The sequence below is a fragment of the Parenemella sanctibonifatiensis genome, assembly GCF_002250565.1.
Classification (GTDB): Bacteria; Actinomycetota; Actinomycetes; order Propionibacteriales; family Propionibacteriaceae; genus Parenemella; species Parenemella sanctibonifatiensis.
Window position 1 is genome coordinate 468227 of the sequence record NZ_NMVJ01000006.1, and the last position, 15620, is coordinate 483846.

9 protein-coding genes are annotated in these 15620 nt (G+C 68.3%); 5 read left to right on the forward strand and 4 right to left on the reverse strand.

What is annotated here, in order from left to right:
- Positions 1-10: 10 nt before the first annotated feature.
- Positions 11-604 carry a histidine phosphatase family protein gene (locus CGZ91_RS06695; protein WP_094453617.1) on the forward strand — a complete coding sequence of 198 codons (594 nt, stop codon included), beginning with the start codon at positions 11-13 and terminating at the stop codon, positions 602-604.
- A 349-nt stretch (positions 605-953) separates the two neighbouring features.
- Here the strand turns inward: CGZ91_RS06695 and CGZ91_RS06700 are convergent, their stop codons facing one another.
- Both CGZ91_RS06700 and CGZ91_RS06705 read right to left on the reverse strand, forming a co-directional pair.
- Positions 954-2387: an MFS transporter gene (locus CGZ91_RS06700; RefSeq protein WP_229116476.1), complete on the reverse strand. Its 1434-nt coding sequence runs from the start codon at positions 2385-2387 to the stop codon at positions 954-956.
- Positions 2388-2397: 10 nt separating this feature from the next.
- Positions 2398-7929 carry an ATP-binding protein gene (locus CGZ91_RS06705; RefSeq protein ID WP_094453619.1) on the reverse strand — a complete coding sequence of 1844 codons (5532 nt, stop codon included), beginning with the start codon at positions 7927-7929 and terminating at the stop codon, positions 2398-2400.
- 117 nt (positions 7930-8046) lie between these two features.
- Here CGZ91_RS06705 and CGZ91_RS06710 point away from each other — a divergent pair, with 117 nt between their 5' ends.
- The 4 genes from CGZ91_RS06710 (at position 8047) to CGZ91_RS06725 (ending at position 13258) form a co-directional block, all read left to right on the forward strand.
- Positions 8047-9339, forward strand: coding sequence for a glycosyltransferase family 87 protein (locus CGZ91_RS06710; RefSeq protein WP_144276822.1), 1293 nt, complete (start codon positions 8047-8049; stop codon positions 9337-9339).
- A gap of 57 nt (positions 9340-9396) precedes the next feature.
- Entirely contained in the window at positions 9397-11316 is a 1920-nt protein-coding gene (dxs, locus tag CGZ91_RS06715) for a 1-deoxy-D-xylulose-5-phosphate synthase (RefSeq protein WP_094453623.1), read from the forward strand.
- A gap of 62 nt (positions 11317-11378) precedes the next feature.
- The gene (locus CGZ91_RS06720; RefSeq protein WP_094453625.1) at positions 11379-12137 is read left to right on the forward strand and encodes a 6-phosphogluconolactonase; all 759 of its coding nucleotides are present in this window, start codon (positions 11379-11381) and stop codon (positions 12135-12137) included.
- A complete protein-coding gene (locus tag CGZ91_RS06725) occupies positions 12134-13258 on the forward strand; it encodes an N-acetylglucosamine-6-phosphate deacetylase (RefSeq protein ID WP_094453627.1) in 1125 nt (374 codons plus the stop codon). Before CGZ91_RS06720 ends, CGZ91_RS06725 begins: the two co-directional genes overlap by 4 nt.
- 134 nt (positions 13259-13392) lie before the next feature.
- On the opposite strand, the gene CGZ91_RS06730 is transcribed toward CGZ91_RS06725, so the two are convergent.
- The gene (locus CGZ91_RS06730) at positions 13393-14238 is read right to left on the reverse strand and encodes an endonuclease domain-containing protein (protein WP_179229252.1); all 846 of its coding nucleotides are present in this window, start codon (positions 14236-14238) and stop codon (positions 13393-13395) included.
- Between the two features lie 426 nt (positions 14239-14664).
- The gene (locus CGZ91_RS06735; RefSeq protein ID WP_179229253.1) at positions 14665-15507 is read right to left on the reverse strand and encodes a Gfo/Idh/MocA family oxidoreductase; all 843 of its coding nucleotides are present in this window, start codon (positions 15505-15507) and stop codon (positions 14665-14667) included.
- Positions 15508-15620: the final 113 nt, after the last annotated feature.

Here is a 15620-nt window from a genome sequence, read left to right on the forward strand (position 1 = left end):
CACTGGCGGGATGGGTTCGAACGCCGTCACATACGTCGCACGACACGGGCAGACCGAGTGGAACCTCGAGAAGCGGTGGCAAGGCCAGCTTGACTCAGCCCTCACCCCTGCGGGCTGGCGAGCGGCCGAGGATCTTGCCCGGTTCGCCGTCGAACTCCGCATTGATGCGATCTTTGCCAGCCCGCTTGGCCGGGCCCAGGACACAGCGGCGGTCGTCGCTGACACGCTCGGCATCGAGGTGGCGACGCTGGCCGATCTCGCCGAGATGCACCATGGCGCGATGGCCGGCATGACCGCGGGTGAGGCCGACGCTACGTTTCCGGGCCTGCGTGCAAGCAGAGAGCAGGACAAGTACCGCTGGCGGTTCCCCGATGGCGAGAGCTACGCCGACCTCGACGAACGTGCAGCCCGCGCAGTCGAGGAGATTCGCCACTCAGGCCGGTTGCGTCCATTGGTTGTCTCGCACGAGATGATCGGCCGCATGCTGGTCCGGCAGCTGGCCGGCCTACCACCCGAACAGATGCTTGGTCGCCGGCAACCCCACGATCTCGTGTACGCCGTCACCCCGTCGACGGGCGAGGTCACTGAGCTCTCGATCGGGTGACCGCTGGCGGTTGCCGCCCGCCGGCGTTCCGCAGGAGCGCTTCGGGGCGCGACAGGGGCCTGAGGTGGGCGGGCAGCCAGCGGGGTGACCGATCGTGAGCTGCCGCCCCGGCCGCCGCATCTGCACAACGACGCGATGCTGTAGATATGCAGGTCGACAGGCCGAAATCACCTGCACAACTACAGCATCCTGAGGTTGCGCGGGTCCTGCGGCGCCGCACCGCGCATCGACCACTTGGCCCCGTTGCCCCGATCCCTGTGCAGATCCGTCCACTCGATGCCGCCCCATGCCCCACTCCGGGCCCTGAGTCCAATGGAGTCGACGAGAATGCACGCCCCCGGCCCCAGGCTCAGCCGGCGGCGGCCTCCGCTTCCCGGTCCCCCCGGGCGGCTTCGGCGTACTCGGCAGAGAGTCGGCGATAGATCGGGCTGATGAAGGCCAGTGCCGCAGCCAGGATCAGGATCGCCGAGGCGACCAGAAAGATCAGGGCGATACCGCGGGAGCTGCCGGTGCCGAGCAGCGGCTCCAAGGCAGCGGCGCCGTTGGGCGTACGCGCCCACGGGATGATGAACCACTCCGCGATCGGAGCAACCAGGAAGGATGTGATCGGCGCCGCACCCGCCTCGAAGGCGGTGGCGAAGCCAAAGACCCGGCCCTGGCGTTCCAGGGGCACCACGCGCTGGATGACACTCTGCTCGCCGGCCTCAATCACGGGGATGATGACCATGTACGCCCACATGCCCGCGATGAAGAGCCACGCCCACTCCCGCAGCACGAAGACGCCTCCGATGACTGCCATCGCGAGCACCGCCATCAACATGGTGCGTAGCGGATTCTTGCCGAGACCGAACTTGCCGATCAGCGCGCCTCCGACGACGAAGCCGGTGCCGGCCACCGCGAACACGATGCCCCAGACCTCGACGCTGAACATCTCCAGTCCATAGGGATCCAGCAGCGCCATGTAGGCGCCGCCAATGAAGTTGTTGAAGGTGGAGAAGATGATCAGGCTGAACAGTCCGGAGATCGCCGCAACCGCGCGCCAGGACCCCATCAGGTCGAACGCGCCGTGGGCATCGCTGGCCGCGGGTTGCAGTTCCTCGGGCATCCGCAGGGTCACCATGTGGCAGAAGATCACGGCGCTCACGGCGATCGCGATGGCCAAGGTCCAACCGATGCCGAGCTGGCCCACCGCAAGCCCTGACACGGCCGAGGTCGCGATGAACGCCATCCCTTGCACCATGCCAACGAGGCCGTTGGCATTGGGGCGCTTGTCCGGATCGATGAGGATCGTGACGGTCGTCGACAGCGCGATGTTGCGCATGTTCTCCACGATCGCGCCGATGAGGATGCAGCCGGCAAACAACCACATCCACGGGCCGGTCAGCACGCCGAGCTGGCCCGGCGGCGTGATGGCGTACACCACTGCGGCCAGCGCGAACATCACGAGTGTGAAACCGCCGGCGAAGCGCATCACGGTCAGCTTGCGATAGCGGTCCACGAAGGTGCCGAAGCTGATCGAGGTGAGGGCCAGCAGCAGCATGTAGCCACCGCCCAGCCAGCCGGTTGCGATGACATTTCGGGTCTCGAGATAGACCCAGAACGTCACCGCAAACCACAGGAAGCTGGTGGTGATGTTGGCGGCAGCCGTGTTGGCCAGAATCTGCCCAAACGTACGCCAGCGATCCTGCGGTGACCGGACACTGCGGTCGACCGACTCAGGGTTGGTGATCTCCTCGCTTGAGGCGTCGCCCGCCAGGTCGAGGCCAGCTTCGGGCTCATTCACGCCGGAGAGACTACGCCCCGGCCTCCCGGCTGCGCGACAGCTTTTCCTCGATCGCCCCGATGATCGCCGGCCGCAACTGGGCGGCACTGATGACCCGGTCCACCGATCCGACCTGCACAGCCCGCTCGATGCTGTGGATGGCATCGAACTCGGTGGCCACCTCGCTGATCTTCTCCGCGCGCAGCCCGGCCCGCAGCTCGGCCAGTTCGAGAGTGAGCGCGGGACGCTCCTCCTCGGGGGTGGCCTGAATCCGCTGCTCCAACTCCGAGACGCGCGGGTCCCGGGCGGCCCGCTTGGCGACCTCGGCAGCGAACACCACCGCCGCTGCCGGTGCGCCACCGAGCACAGAGGCGTACGAGCCCTCGACTGCCAACACGGCCAGATTCGGATTCAGACGCTTGGAGAACACCACGAAGGCGCCGCCGTGATAGCGCGAGATCACGCAGAACACGACCGGACCGTCGAAGTTGACGATGGCGCGCCCGATCTCGGCACCGTACTCGAGCTGCAGGTTGCGCATCGATTCCGGGGAGCCGTCGAAACCGGACAGATTCGCCAGCACCACGACCGGCCTGTTGCCCGAGGCCGCATTGATGGCGCGCGCGACCTTCTTGGATGACTGCGGGAAAAGGGTGCCCGCTGTGAAGGTGTCCGGGCCGTCGGTCGGCGGATAGCCACGACGGCTGACGGGCTTGGACTCGATGCCGATCAGCGTCACCGCGTGTCCGCCGAGCCGGGTGTCGGCCACCACGGCCGTGTCGGCCTCGGCCTGACCTGCCCACCGCTCCAGCAACTCGTGGTCGGCGTCGGCCACCGCCCGCATCACCGAACGAATGTCGAAGGGGCGCTTGCGGTCCGGGTTGTGCTCCGCAGAAAAGATCTGTCCCACGGTCGCGAACTCGTCCCCCTGGTGCGGGAAGTCACTGACATCGCGATCGCACGGATCTGCGGTCACGGCTCGACGTGGACCGGTCTCACCCGGAGCGATCCAGGAATGGTCGTAATGGCTCAGCACCACGTCGATCGCGCCGGACAGGTCTGCCGCCCAGTACTGCGCCTGGCCGTTGGGCCCCATCACTCGGTCGTAGCCACCGATGCCGTGATTGTCCTCGGCCGACACCCCACCGGAGAAGTCCAGGGACTGCTTACCGGTCAGCACCATGGCGCTCTCCGGGGTCATCACCAGGATGCCCTTGGTGTGCATCAGCATGGTCGCTTCGGCATTCCAGTAGGGCTGCGCACCCACGGTGATGCCCGCGACGACGATGTTGATCTCGTGGCCAGCCTGGGTGAATTCGACGATCCGCTTGAGCGCTGCGGCGACCCAGTCCATGTTCTCGGTGCCGCTGTCCATGGACACCCGGGCACCGCTGGAGACTGCGTACCACTCCAGTGGTACGCCAAGCTCCTCGGCCAGATCCAGGGCGGCGATGACCCGGCGTGATTCCGGCTCCGCCAACGCTCCCAGCGCCATCGTCGGGTCACCGCTGATGACGACCCGTCGGATCCCCTCGGGATACAACTCAGTGGGCGTCGTGACGACCGCGGCGATGATGCCGGCGGTGTTCTCGCCGTAGGGCCGCTCGACCGGTTCGAGTCGACCGGTCGTCTCGTCCAGGTCGTACTCGGTGAACTCGCCGCCACGCGTGAGCGCACCGACCAACTCGTACGGATAGGCCAGTCCTCGCCGCTGGGCCCGCGCCACCTTCGAGGCGTACCCGTCGACCGGCTGCAGGGCCTCGGTCGGGCGAGCGATGAGGTCGGCTCGAGTGCCGCCGCCGGGCCGGGCACGGAATCGGATCGCGGCCGGATGAATCTGGCCGGCGCCGTCGCGCACCCGCCCCTGGGCGAGCACTTCCTCGATGCCGGTGCCGTCGGTGAGCGGCCGGATCTTGTCCTGCAGCGAGGTCAGCTGGGCCACTTCGGCGTCCAACACGGGCACCACGGTGATCCACACGTGGTTGCGGACGATCTGGGATGCGGCCCGACCCCGCGCGATGCGGGTGCGGCGGATCGCCTCCAGACAGTGCAGCACGGCACGCTCGGCATGCGGCAGGGAGGTGACGGTGCCCTCGGCATCGCGTACCACCGACATCTGCTGCACCTGCGCCATCGCCACCAGACGACGGTCGTCGGGGTTGGAGCGGGCCACCGCCTCGTACAGCAGGACATCACCGGGTGCCGACAACCGGGTCAGCTCGAACTCCGTAAGCCGCCACAGGTTCAGCCCGCGCGCCACCATCGGGTGTACGCCGCGTACCAGCTCGTCCTCCACCAACCCGGCGTTCAGCTCGCCGCCAGCGTGGCGGAACGTAAACACCAGGGGGCGACGGCCATCGGCGGTGCCGACACACACGGTGATGCGGCGGACGAAACCGGTCAGTTCCATCGGCGTCAGCGCTGCCAGCAACTCGTCGGCCACGGCGCCCGGCTCGGCGGGGGGCTCCGGCCAGTCCAGGTGCAGGTCGAGCACGTTGCCGTGGTCGTTGGACAGTTCGCTGGTCACCGACAGGTCCAGCACGCTGCCCACCAGCAGGTCATCGCGCCTCCCGATGGTGGACACCACGCGCGACTGGCCGTGGGGTTCGGTGCGATATTCGGCGCGGACCTGGGGCCACAGGCCCGCGGCGGGATCGCCGGAAATGTGGACCACGTCGGTCAGGTCATGATCGCCGTAGTGTCGGCGTACCAGCACATCGGTCAGGGGTTCGTACGCCGTGATCCCGGCATCGATGCGCGGCCGGAGGAACCCGACCAACTCCTCCGGGATCGCAACCAGCGCCGCCAGGCGCGCATTGCCGGCCGAACTGTTCTCGGGGTCGGCGCCGGCGAGCGCGGCCAGTTCATCGGCCACGCCTGCCAGCACCTGCTCGCGTTCCCGGTCGACCGCGGCCTGGTCGAACCAGACGAACCGGACCGACCGCGCCAGATCTCCGATCACCGGGAAGCGGCGTTCGGTGATGCTCACCAGTCGCTCCAGCAGGTCCCGGGCGCGATCCTCATCGGCCACCGGAGCGGACAGCGAGGCCCATTCCTGCAGCAGCCCGATGACGATCTCCAGGTCGGTGCCGGTGGTCTGGGCGAAGAAGATCCGGAACACGGCCTGTTCCAGTTCCGGGGTCCGCTCGAGGTCATCGATGCCGAAGTGAGCCAACACGCGCATCAGCTTGGTCCGGAAGTGGTCGGGCAGGTTGCCCCGATCCGGATCCAAGGTCTGAAGGTAGGTGTGGAAGTACTCCCGAGCACTGTGCACCCGCAGTTCCGTGCGCAGCTCCTCGCCGGCGGGACGATTGCGAGTCAGTTCGGCCAGATCGGCGAAAGTCTCGATCAGATCGGTTTCGAGGGCGAAGGTGTCCACGCCCTCGGCGGCGAGCTCCGCGCGGCCGGCAGCCCAATCGGCCAGCAGCCGACGGACCTCTCCTGCGGGGGCATCAAAGCCGACCACGAGGTCCCGCAGGACGCCGATCGCATGGCGGGCACGGTCGGCCGGCGTACGCTCGGCGACCTCGTCGTGGGGGAGCGTGACCTGGGCACTCTCGGCAATGGCGGCCGGCTCGTCCTCGTCCGGCTCGATGCGGACCAGCGGCTCACCGGGGCCAACCTGGGTGCCGGTGCGTACCAACAGTTCCTTCACCCGACCGGACACCGGCGAGCTGATGACCATTTCCATCTTCATCGACTCGAGCACCACCACCGGCGAACCGGCGGCGACACTGTCACCCACCTTGGCTGGCGTACCGACCACCAACGCAGGGGCGCTGGAACGGATCACGCCACCCTCGTCCCGGCCCACCCGGTGGCTGACCTCGTCGACCTCGACCAGCAGCACCGGACCGTGGTTGGCGATGACAATCCGATGGGTCGTGCCGGCCACTCGAAGCCGGGCGTGAAGCTCGTCGATGCGGTGCAGGTGCGCCTCCACCGGGGCACCGTCCTCGGGAGTGACCCGATACCGCTGCGGCCCGATCCGGCTCACCAGCAAGGTGTAGGCGGCGCCTCGCAGCTTGAGCTCGACCTTGCGGGCAGCCTCGTGCTGGAGTTGCGGACGACCACCCCGGGCCGTCGCCAGGAACTGTGCCCGATCGGCGGCCTCGTGCTCCTGGTAGATCTCGATGGCAGCGCTGACGAGCGCCACGCCGGCGCCACCGTCGACGACCAGATCGCCCTCGGCGATCTGGCGGTCGATCCAGTTGGTGTCGGCCCAAGCCGGTTCACCGCGCAGCACCTCGGGGCGGTCCAGCAGCGCCAGGGCGAAGCTCTTGTTGGTCGCGCCACCCTCGATCACTGCGGTCGTCTCGACCAGCGCCCGACGCAGCCGGGCCATCGCCTCATCGCGGGTGGCGCCGTGCGCGATGATCTTGGCGATCATCGAGTCGAAGTCGGCCGGGATGGTGTCGCCCTCGGCAACTCCGGTGTCGACCCGGATGCCCGGACCGGCCGGGAGCTCCAGCCGCTCGATACGACCCGGCGCCGGCGCAAAGCCGTGGTCGGGGTCCTCGGCGTTGAGGCGTACCTCCACTGCATGCCCGCGCTCAACAGGCCGCTCACCGACGAGCCTCTCGCCGGCACCGATCCGCAGCTGCAGCCCGACCAGGTCCAGCCCGGTGACCAGTTCGGTCACCGGGTGCTCGACCTGCAACCGAGTGTTGACCTCGAGGAAGGCGAAGGTGTCGGTCTCGGGCTGATAGAGAAACTCGACCGTGCCGGCGCCGCGATAGTCGACCAGCAGCGCGAGCCTCTCCGCGGCTGCCTTCAACTCATCGGTCTGGGTGCTCGACAACAGCGGAGAGGCCGATTCTTCGACCACTTTCTGGTTGCGACGCTGCACCGAGCAGTCGCGTACGCCGACCGCCCACGCGGTGCCCTGACCATCGGCGATCAACTGCACCTCGACGTGCCGGGCGCCACTGACCAGCTTCTCCAGGAAGACGGTGCCGCTGCCGAATGCGCGTTCCGCCTCGTCACAGGTGCGCTGGTAGACCTCGCGCAGCTCATCGGAGTTCTCGATCCGTCGGATGCCACGCCCGCCGCCACCGGCGCTGGCCTTGAGCATCAACGGATAGCCGATTCGATCGGCCTGCTCGACGGCTTCCTCGACGGTGTCCACCGGGCCGCGACTCCACGGCGCCACCGGAACGCCGGCCTCTTCCGCCAGCAGTTTGGAGCCGATCTTGTCGCCGAGTCGACGCATCGCCTCCGCACTGGGGCCCAGGAAGGTCACCCCGAGTCGGTCACACAGCTCCGCGAAGGCCGGGTCCTCGGCCACGAAACCCCAGCCCACCCAGGCGGCATCGGCGCCGGTGGCGACCAGCGCCTCCTCCAGCCGGGCCAGATTGAGATAGGGCCGCTCGACGGCCGGTCCGAGCAGGAAGGTCTCGTCGGCTTCCCGCACGAAGGCCGCCCCAGCATCCACGTCGGTGTAGAGCGCCACGGTCCGGATCGGGTCCTGCCCCTCCCACACCAATGAGGCGTTGCGGTCCCTCACCGCATGGATGAGGCGCATGGCGGGTTCGCCGCGGTTCACGATCGCAATGGTGGTCATGGTCACAACATCTGACTCTCTCACTCCCAGCCGCCTCCGTGTTGTCCGAGCGACACAAGGTCACCGCCGCGAGTTTGTGCGATTCCGCAGCACGCCCCACGCACTAGGCTCAGCCGGGTGATCGTCGGTACACGCTCGTCGCGATGGGGGACAGTGCTGGCCTGCCTCGCCTGGCTGGCACTGGTGCTGGCAGCGTACGCACTCCTGTGGGGAAGTTACGACAGTTTCCTGGCGGCGATCGACCACACCCCGGTGGCCTGGACCGATTTCCGGGACTACTACTACCCGATGGGTCAGGAACTGCTGACCACAAGGCAGCCGGCGTACGGCTACATCTACCCGGCCGCGATGGCGGTGTGGCTCGTGCCCTTTGCGCAGCTCCCCGAGACGGTGGCGGCGTGGCTGTGGGGAGCCGGCGTCCTCGGCAGCCTGGCCGCGTTGGTCGTGGTCGCCGCGCGCTGGTGGCTGCCACGCGGATACGCGGTCGCCGCCACGGTGGTCACCGCCACCAGTTTTCCCGTGCTGCACGCCGTGAAGTGGGGACAGGTCGGCCCGTTGATCTGTCTGGGCGTGCTGGTCAGCTGGCTGCTGTGGCGCGCCAGTACCTCGTCCGCGGCGGCCCCCAGCCGCGGCTGGTCCTGGCACCGGTTCTGGGCCGGCGCGGTGCTCGCCGTACCGGCGGTGATCAAGATCTATCCGGCCCTGTTCGCCTGGCCCTATCTCCTCAGGCGGAGCTGGTCGACCTTGGCCGGTTGCGTCGCCGGCGCCGCGGTGCTGGGCGTGGTGATCCCCTCGGTTGTGCTCACCCCGGCCGGCTGGGTCGGTTTCGACCTGGCGGTGCTGCGGCGACTGCGCAACCAGAGCTGGGATCCCGACACCATCGCCCCGGAAGCTGTCGCCAATGCCCAGTCGACGGCTTCGATGCTGACCAGGTGGGCGCCCGGACTGCCGGAGATTCTCGTCCAGCTGATCTGCTGGGGAGGTGCAGCGGTGTTGTTGGCGACGGTCTGGCGGGCGTTGCGGCGACCGGTCGCGGTCCGGTTGGCGATGCCAGTGGTGCTGCTCACCGTGGCGGTCAGCTGGCTCGTGAAGACGTCCTGGCACCACTACTTCCCGGTCCTGGGGCTGGGCGCGATGGCAGTGTGGGCGTACGCCGGTGAGGTCGGCCGACGCCATGACCTGCCTCGGGCGTGGTGGTTGGTCCGGGTGCTGCCACTGGTGGCGATCGGGATCGGCAGTGTTGCGGCGATGCTGCTGGTGGGCGGTTGGCACCGGTACGCCGAACTCGGCCTGACCTGGTGGGCGCTGACGCTGACCGGGGTGGCCGCGGTCCTCACCGTGGCCGTGGATCGACCCACATCGGTCGCCGGCCAGGCCGACGCCGAGGCCAACGAATCGACCACGGTCTGAGCGACCCGCGACCGGGGCATCATTGCGATGGGTCCGGCTGGCAATACAATCGCCGGCATGTCACTTCTCGAGTCCACCAACCGACCGCAGGACCTGCGACGGTTGAGCCGTACCGAGTTGGAGACCTTGGCTCGTCAGATCAGAACCTTCCTCGTCACCAACGTCAGCCGCACCGGCGGCCATCTGGGCCCCAACCTGGGCGTGGTCGAGTTGACCATCGCCCTGCACCGGGTGTTCGACTCACCGACCGATCCGATCGTCTTCGACACCGGTCACCAGAGCTACGTACACAAGCTGCTGACGGGCCGCCGCGACCAGTTCTCGGGCCTGCGCCAGGCCGATGGGCTGTCGGGCTACCCGGCACGGGACGAGTCCGAACATGACTGGGTGGAGAACTCCCATGCCTCCGCCGCGTTGTCGTGGGCGTACGGAATGGCCCGCGCCAAGCAGCTGCGCCACGAGGACGGCATCGTGGTCGCGGTGGTGGGGGACGGGTCGCTGACCGGCGGCATGGCCTGGGAAGCGATGAACAACATTGCGGTCGCCGACGACCTGCGACTGGTGGTCGTCGTCAATGACAACGGCCGTTCCTACACACCCACAGTCGGTGGCATTGCCGACCAACTCAGCTCGCTGCGCACCGATCGGCGCTACGAACAGGTGCTGGACGTCGTCAAGCGCAGCCTGTCTGCCACCCCGATCGTCGGCGGCCCTCTCTACGACGTGTTGCACGGCGTCAAGAGTGGACTGAAGGACGTGCTCTCGCCGCAGGGCCTGTTCGGCGATCTGGGTGTGAAGTACCTCGGCCCGGTGGATGGCCATGACGTGCTCGCCGTCGAGCGGGCGATGCTGCAGGCGAAGAGCTTTGACGGACCGGTCATCGTTCACTGCATCACCCGCAAGGGGATGGGCTTCCCCGCTGCCGAGGAGCATGAAGAGGACAACTTCCACGCCGTCGGCAAGATCGACGCCATCACCGGCGAGCCATTGAGCCCCAGCAGCGACCGCAGTTGGACCGGGATCTTCGGCAACCAGCTGGTACGCCTGGCGTCGGATCGGCCCGAGTTGGTCGCGATCAGCGCCGCGATGATCCACCCGACCGGGCTGGCCCCCTTCCAAGCGGCTTTCCCGTCGCGGACCTTCGATGTCGGCATTGCCGAGCAGCACGCCATCACGATGGCTGCCGGGATGGCCGCCCAAGGCCTGCACCCGGTGGTGGCCCTGTACTCGACCTTCCTCAACCGCGGCTTCGACCAGCTACTGATGGATGTCGGCCTGCACCACGCCGGCGTCACGTTTGCCTTTGACCGGGCTGGTGTCACCGGACCCGACGGTCCCAGCCACCACGGCATGTGGGACTGCTCGCTGTTGGCGATGGTGCCGGGTCTGGAGCTTGCCGCCCCGCGCGACGAGCGGCGGCTTGAGGAGGCCCTCGCCCGCGCGGTCGACGTCCAGGATCGACCAACCGCGCTCCGCTACGGGAAGTACTCCGTCCCAGAGGATCTGCCCGCGGTCAGCTCCGTCGACGGCGTTGACGTGATGCGGCGCGACAGCACCACCGACCCGGTGCTGATCGTGGCGTACGGACCCGGCGTACAGATTGGCCTGGCCGTCGCCGAGCAGCTCAGCCACCAGGGGATCGCGGCAACCGTGGTCGACCCGGTGTGGGCCTTGCCGCACAACCCGGCGCTGGTGGAACTGGCCCGCGGCCGTCAGTTGGTCGCCACCATCGAGGATGGCCTGATCGAGGGTGGCCTCGGCAGCGGAGTGGCGCAACTGTGTGCCGATGCCGGGGTTTCGGCTCCGGTCCGCAACTTCGGCGTACCGAAGGATTTCTGGGCACACGGATCCCGCGACGAGGTCCTGGCGGCCTGCGGGCTGACCCCCGAAGCGGTCGCCCGGTCGATCACGGAGGCGCTGCTGGCATTGGACCCCGCCGCCGTGCCCGCGGCTGAGGTGCCCAGCCAAACCCGCTAGGGTTGCCCCTAAAGTAATCGCTTGCTGCCCGACGGCAGCAGACTGTGGGGAGGCTTGGTCCCATGACCGAGGGCAACACGAACGTCATCATCAACGCTGATGCGGCGCAGACCGGTGCCGCTGCCGGCGAACGGGCCGCGGAGGTGATCCGGGCCGCGATCGCCGAACGCGGTCGAGCCCGGGTGATCTTTGCCTCGGCGCCCTCCCAGCAGGAGATGCTGGACACCCTGATCGCCGCCGAGGGCATCGACTGGAGCAAGGTCGACGCCTTTCACATGGATGAGTACATCGGGCTGCCAGCCGAGCATCCGCAGGCCTTCGGCCAGTGGCTGGTGGACCGGATCGGTCACCTCGGGCTGGGAAGCTTTGAGCGCCTCCAGGCCGCCGATCCGGCCCGCGCGCAGGCCGAGATCGCCCGCTACTCCGAGCTGCTGGGCCAAGCACCGATCGATCTGTGCTGCATGGGCATCGGCATGAACGGTCACATCGCCTTCAACGAGCCCGGCGACGCCGACTTCGAGACCACCGAACTGGTCCGCCGCATCACCATGGATGAGGCATCCCGGATCCAGCAGGTCGAGGACGAATGCTTCGCCAACCTCTCCGAGGTGCCGACCGAGGCGCTCAGCCTGACCGTCCCGGCGCTGGTCGGCGCCGGCTCGGTGGTGTGCACGGTGAAGGGCACCTTCAAGGCCGAGGCCGTCAAGGCTGCCGTGACCGGTCCGGTCACCACCGACCTGCCCGCCAGCGTGCTGCAGCGTCACCCCGACGCCCGGATCTACCTCGACGCGGACGCCGCCTCGCTGCTGGAGCAGGCATGAGTCAGCTGACCGGCCGCTTGGCCGACGGCAGCACCGCGACCGTCAGCTGGGACGGGGACCGGATCACCTCGATCGAGGCCAGCTCCGATGCCGCCGAAGGACTGCTGCTGCCCGGACTGGTCGACATCCAGGTCAACGGGTACGCCGGTTTCGATGTCAACGCCGTCGACCTGGACACCGCGACCATGCGGTCCTACGTCGATGCGCTGGCGGCCCGGGGCACCACCTCGAGTTGTCCGACCGTGATCACCGCGACCCACGAGTCGATCGTGGCCTCGCTGACGGGCGTGGCCCGGGCGGTCCGGGAGGATCCGGTGGTGGCAGCGTCGGTGCTCGGCATCCACGTCGAGGGGCCCTACCTGTCGACCGTGCCCGGCGCGGTCGGTGCCCACAACGGCACCGTGATGCACGACCCGGATCCGGCCGAACTGGCCGAGTGGATCGAGGCCGCCGAGGGGCTGCTGCGCTGGGTGACGTTGGCACCGGAGCGCCCCGGCACCGGGGCGTACATCGAGGCGGCGACCAAGGCCGGCGTACGGATCTCGGTCGGGCACTGCGATGCCTCGCCCGAGGACATCCACGCCGCTGCCGATGCCGGCGCCACCATGTGCACCCATCTGGGCAACGGCATCCAGCCTGAACTGCCACGCCATCCGAACCAGATCTGGTCCCAGCTTGCCGAGGACCGGCTGCACGCCGGCTTCATCGGCGACGGGCACCACCTGCCGGCGGATGCCTTTGTCGCGATGCTGCGCGCCAAGGGTCTGGAGCGCAGCTATCTGGTCAGTGACGCGGCCACACTGGCGGGAGTTGAGCCGGGGATCTACCAGACTCCGGTGGGCGGCGAGGTCGAGGTGACCGCCGACGGCGCCATCAAACTGGTCGGTCGTCCCGGGCTCGCCGGGTCGGGTGCTTGCCTGGCCCAGTGTCTGGAATGGATCACCACCAGCACGCCCTACTCACTGACCGAGATCCTGCCGCTGGCGACCTCCCAGCCCGCTGACCTGGTCGGTGCCCACGACCGGGGCCGGCTCGAGGTCGGGGCCGTGGCAGACCTGGTGCTCTTCTCCGAGGACTGGCAGGTCCAGCAGGTGGTCCGAGCGGGTCAGCCGCTCACCTGAGGGCGGCGGCCCAGCCGTCCGGCCGGAGCCACCCGTTCCGGCCAAAGCGTGCGATAACGACGGTAACTTCGACCGGTTTGCGTCTGACGTGCACAACAGTCGGAGTTACCGTCGTTTCTGCACGGGTACGCGTCCTACTCACGTTGGCCGAGTGCAGCTCGCACCTGTGCCACCGTGCGCTTCGGGGTGGCGACAATGTCATGCCAGGTGAAGTGCAGGACGGTGTAACCCGCCAAGGTCAGCTCCCGGCTGCGCCGCAGCATGTCGCCGAACTCCATGGGTGCGCCGTGGTACGCCAGTCCCTCCACTTCGACAGCGACCCGCCGCCGTCGGAAGAGGAGATCGGGGAAGTAGCGCCGACCGCTCACCCAGATCTCGGGGTTGGCTTTCCACCCCTTCACGCCCGCCTCGCGCAGGAGAACGTGGGCGCGAGCCTCGGCCTCGGACCAGGCGTTCGCCTTCACCACCGCCCGCATTGCCGGGGACCCCGTACGCCCATGGTGCGCGGCCAGCGCCCGATCCACCGCGGCGGGCTCCACCCATCCGCTTCGACGAAGCGCGTAGTACGCCTCCGCGCCGTGGCGAGGAATCAGGTCCAGCGCGGCCCAGATCGGGTTGGCGACTCGGCCCTGGCCGACCCACAGCCTCGGGACGCTCGCTCGTTGGATCGAGTAGCCCGGCCACGACTGGCGCCACGCCCGCGGGCAGGCAACCTCCACCGACGTCACGGGAAGGTCGGGCCAAAAGGTGAGCTGGGCGGCCGCATCACCGACGATGACGGCATCGGGACGCCACGCCAGCGCGGCTGCTCGGCGTACATCGAGAAGGTCCTCAGAGCCCGCCGCGGCGTACACGGACGGCAGCAACCGGACCAGCCCACCGGCCGCCACGGCGCGGGCGACCCGCCCGCGCATCGGTGAGTCGGCTGGGCAGCTGATCACCTGGTTGCGCTCGAGCAAGCGGTGCAGTTCGGCGTCCATCCAGCAAGGCTCGCCGAATCGCCGCCGCCTGCACCAGAGCGAAGTGTTGTCCATCCGGTCGGAAGTGTTGTCCGTACCGACGCAGTGTTGTCAGTACCGACGCGGTGTTGTCCGGCATGGTCGGTGAGCGCACCCGGGTGGTCTCCGTCAGGCAGAACGCCGGGGTGAGGCGTGCAGAAACGACGGTGATTCGGCCCGTTTTGCCAGTCAGGAGCAACCCAGGCGAAGTTACCGCTGTTATCGCACGGTCCCGGACCTCGGTGCAGGTTCGGGTGAGCGCTGTGCGCCGCAAGCGCCGGCCGAACCGGGGCCGACGCTGATGTCCGCGTACGCCGCGAGCGCCGGCAGGTGAGGGGAGTCGCGGCACCACACGTACGCACACGGCCCGGCCCCCGAGGGGACCGGGCCGTGGCGTACGCCGTCAGCTCAGAGCTGGTCGGTGATCGCCTGCAGGAGGCGCACCGCGCGCAGCATCTTCTCCTCGGAGAACACCGAAGAGCCCTGCTCGATGCTCTTCACGAAGAGGTCCAGCAGCGGGAAGTTGTAGTCCTTGGTCAGGTTGAGCTGGCTGTGGACCAGTCCGTGGCTGCCCACGACCGAGGCGAAGAAGCCGATCTGGCCCTGCTCGTCCTTGGTGATGAAGTGAATCGTGGTGAGGATGTCGCCGAGCTTGGTGGCAGCCTGGACGCCATTGGCGCTGCGGCGGACGTCAACCGACTCGAAGTCGCCCTCGTTGGTCAGTTCCAGCGCAGCCTCGATCTCGTGGATGCCATAGAAGCTGAGGCCGGCGTACTCGGAGTTGGGGTCGGCCGGGCCGGCGACGTGGACGGCCTGGATCTCGCCGACGGTCTCCTTGGCCTTCTTCAGCTCGGCCACCTCGTCGACGGCGCGCAGCGCCGAAGCCGACAGGATGATGGTGTTGCCCTTCTTGGCGGCGGCGACCATTGCCTCCGCATCGGCAACGCTGGCGGCCAGCGGCTTGTCGACCAGGACCGGGATGCCAGCCTCGAGCAGCGGGATCGCCTGCTCGGCGTGCTTGCTGCCGTCACGGGTGGAGATGATCGCGGCGTCAACCTTGCCGATCAGGTCGGCAGGGTTCTCGACGAACTGGTCAATGTTGCCGTCCGCGGCGAGCTTGTCGCGGCGCTCCGGTTCTCCGCCGACCAGCGTGGTGGCGCGATACCCCGGGAAACGCTCCTCGGTGTTGAGGAAGCGAATGAAGTGGTCGACGTGGCTGTTCTCGATGCCGATCAGTCCGATGGAGGTCACGGTAGAAATCCCTTGCTGTAGTGTGACTGACGTATGGCCCATCACCGTGGTGGTGGGGGCGACAGCGCAACTTCGGCGTTGCCGGCCCGCGGGCCATGGCCTCACCCTAGCAG

Bases quoted from the DNA above. Each gene is read 5' to 3' on its own strand.
- CGZ91_RS06695 (WP_094453617.1), top strand. From the start codon at position 11: ATGGGTTCGAACGCCGTCACATACGTCGCACGACACGGGCAGACCGAG.
- CGZ91_RS06705 (WP_094453619.1), bottom strand. From the start codon at position 7,929: ATGACCACCATTGCGATCGTGAACCGCGGCGAACCCGCCATGCGCCTC.
- dxs (WP_094453623.1), top strand. From the start codon at position 9,397: ATGTCACTTCTCGAGTCCACCAACCGACCGCAGGACCTGCGACGGTTG.
- CGZ91_RS06720 (WP_094453625.1), top strand. From the start codon at position 11,379: ATGACCGAGGGCAACACGAACGTCATCATCAACGCTGATGCGGCGCAG.
- CGZ91_RS06725 (WP_094453627.1), top strand. From the start codon at position 12,134: ATGAGTCAGCTGACCGGCCGCTTGGCCGACGGCAGCACCGCGACCGTC.
- CGZ91_RS06730 (WP_179229252.1), bottom strand. From the start codon at position 14,238: ATGGACGCCGAACTGCACCGCTTGCTCGAGCGCAACCAGGTGATCAGC.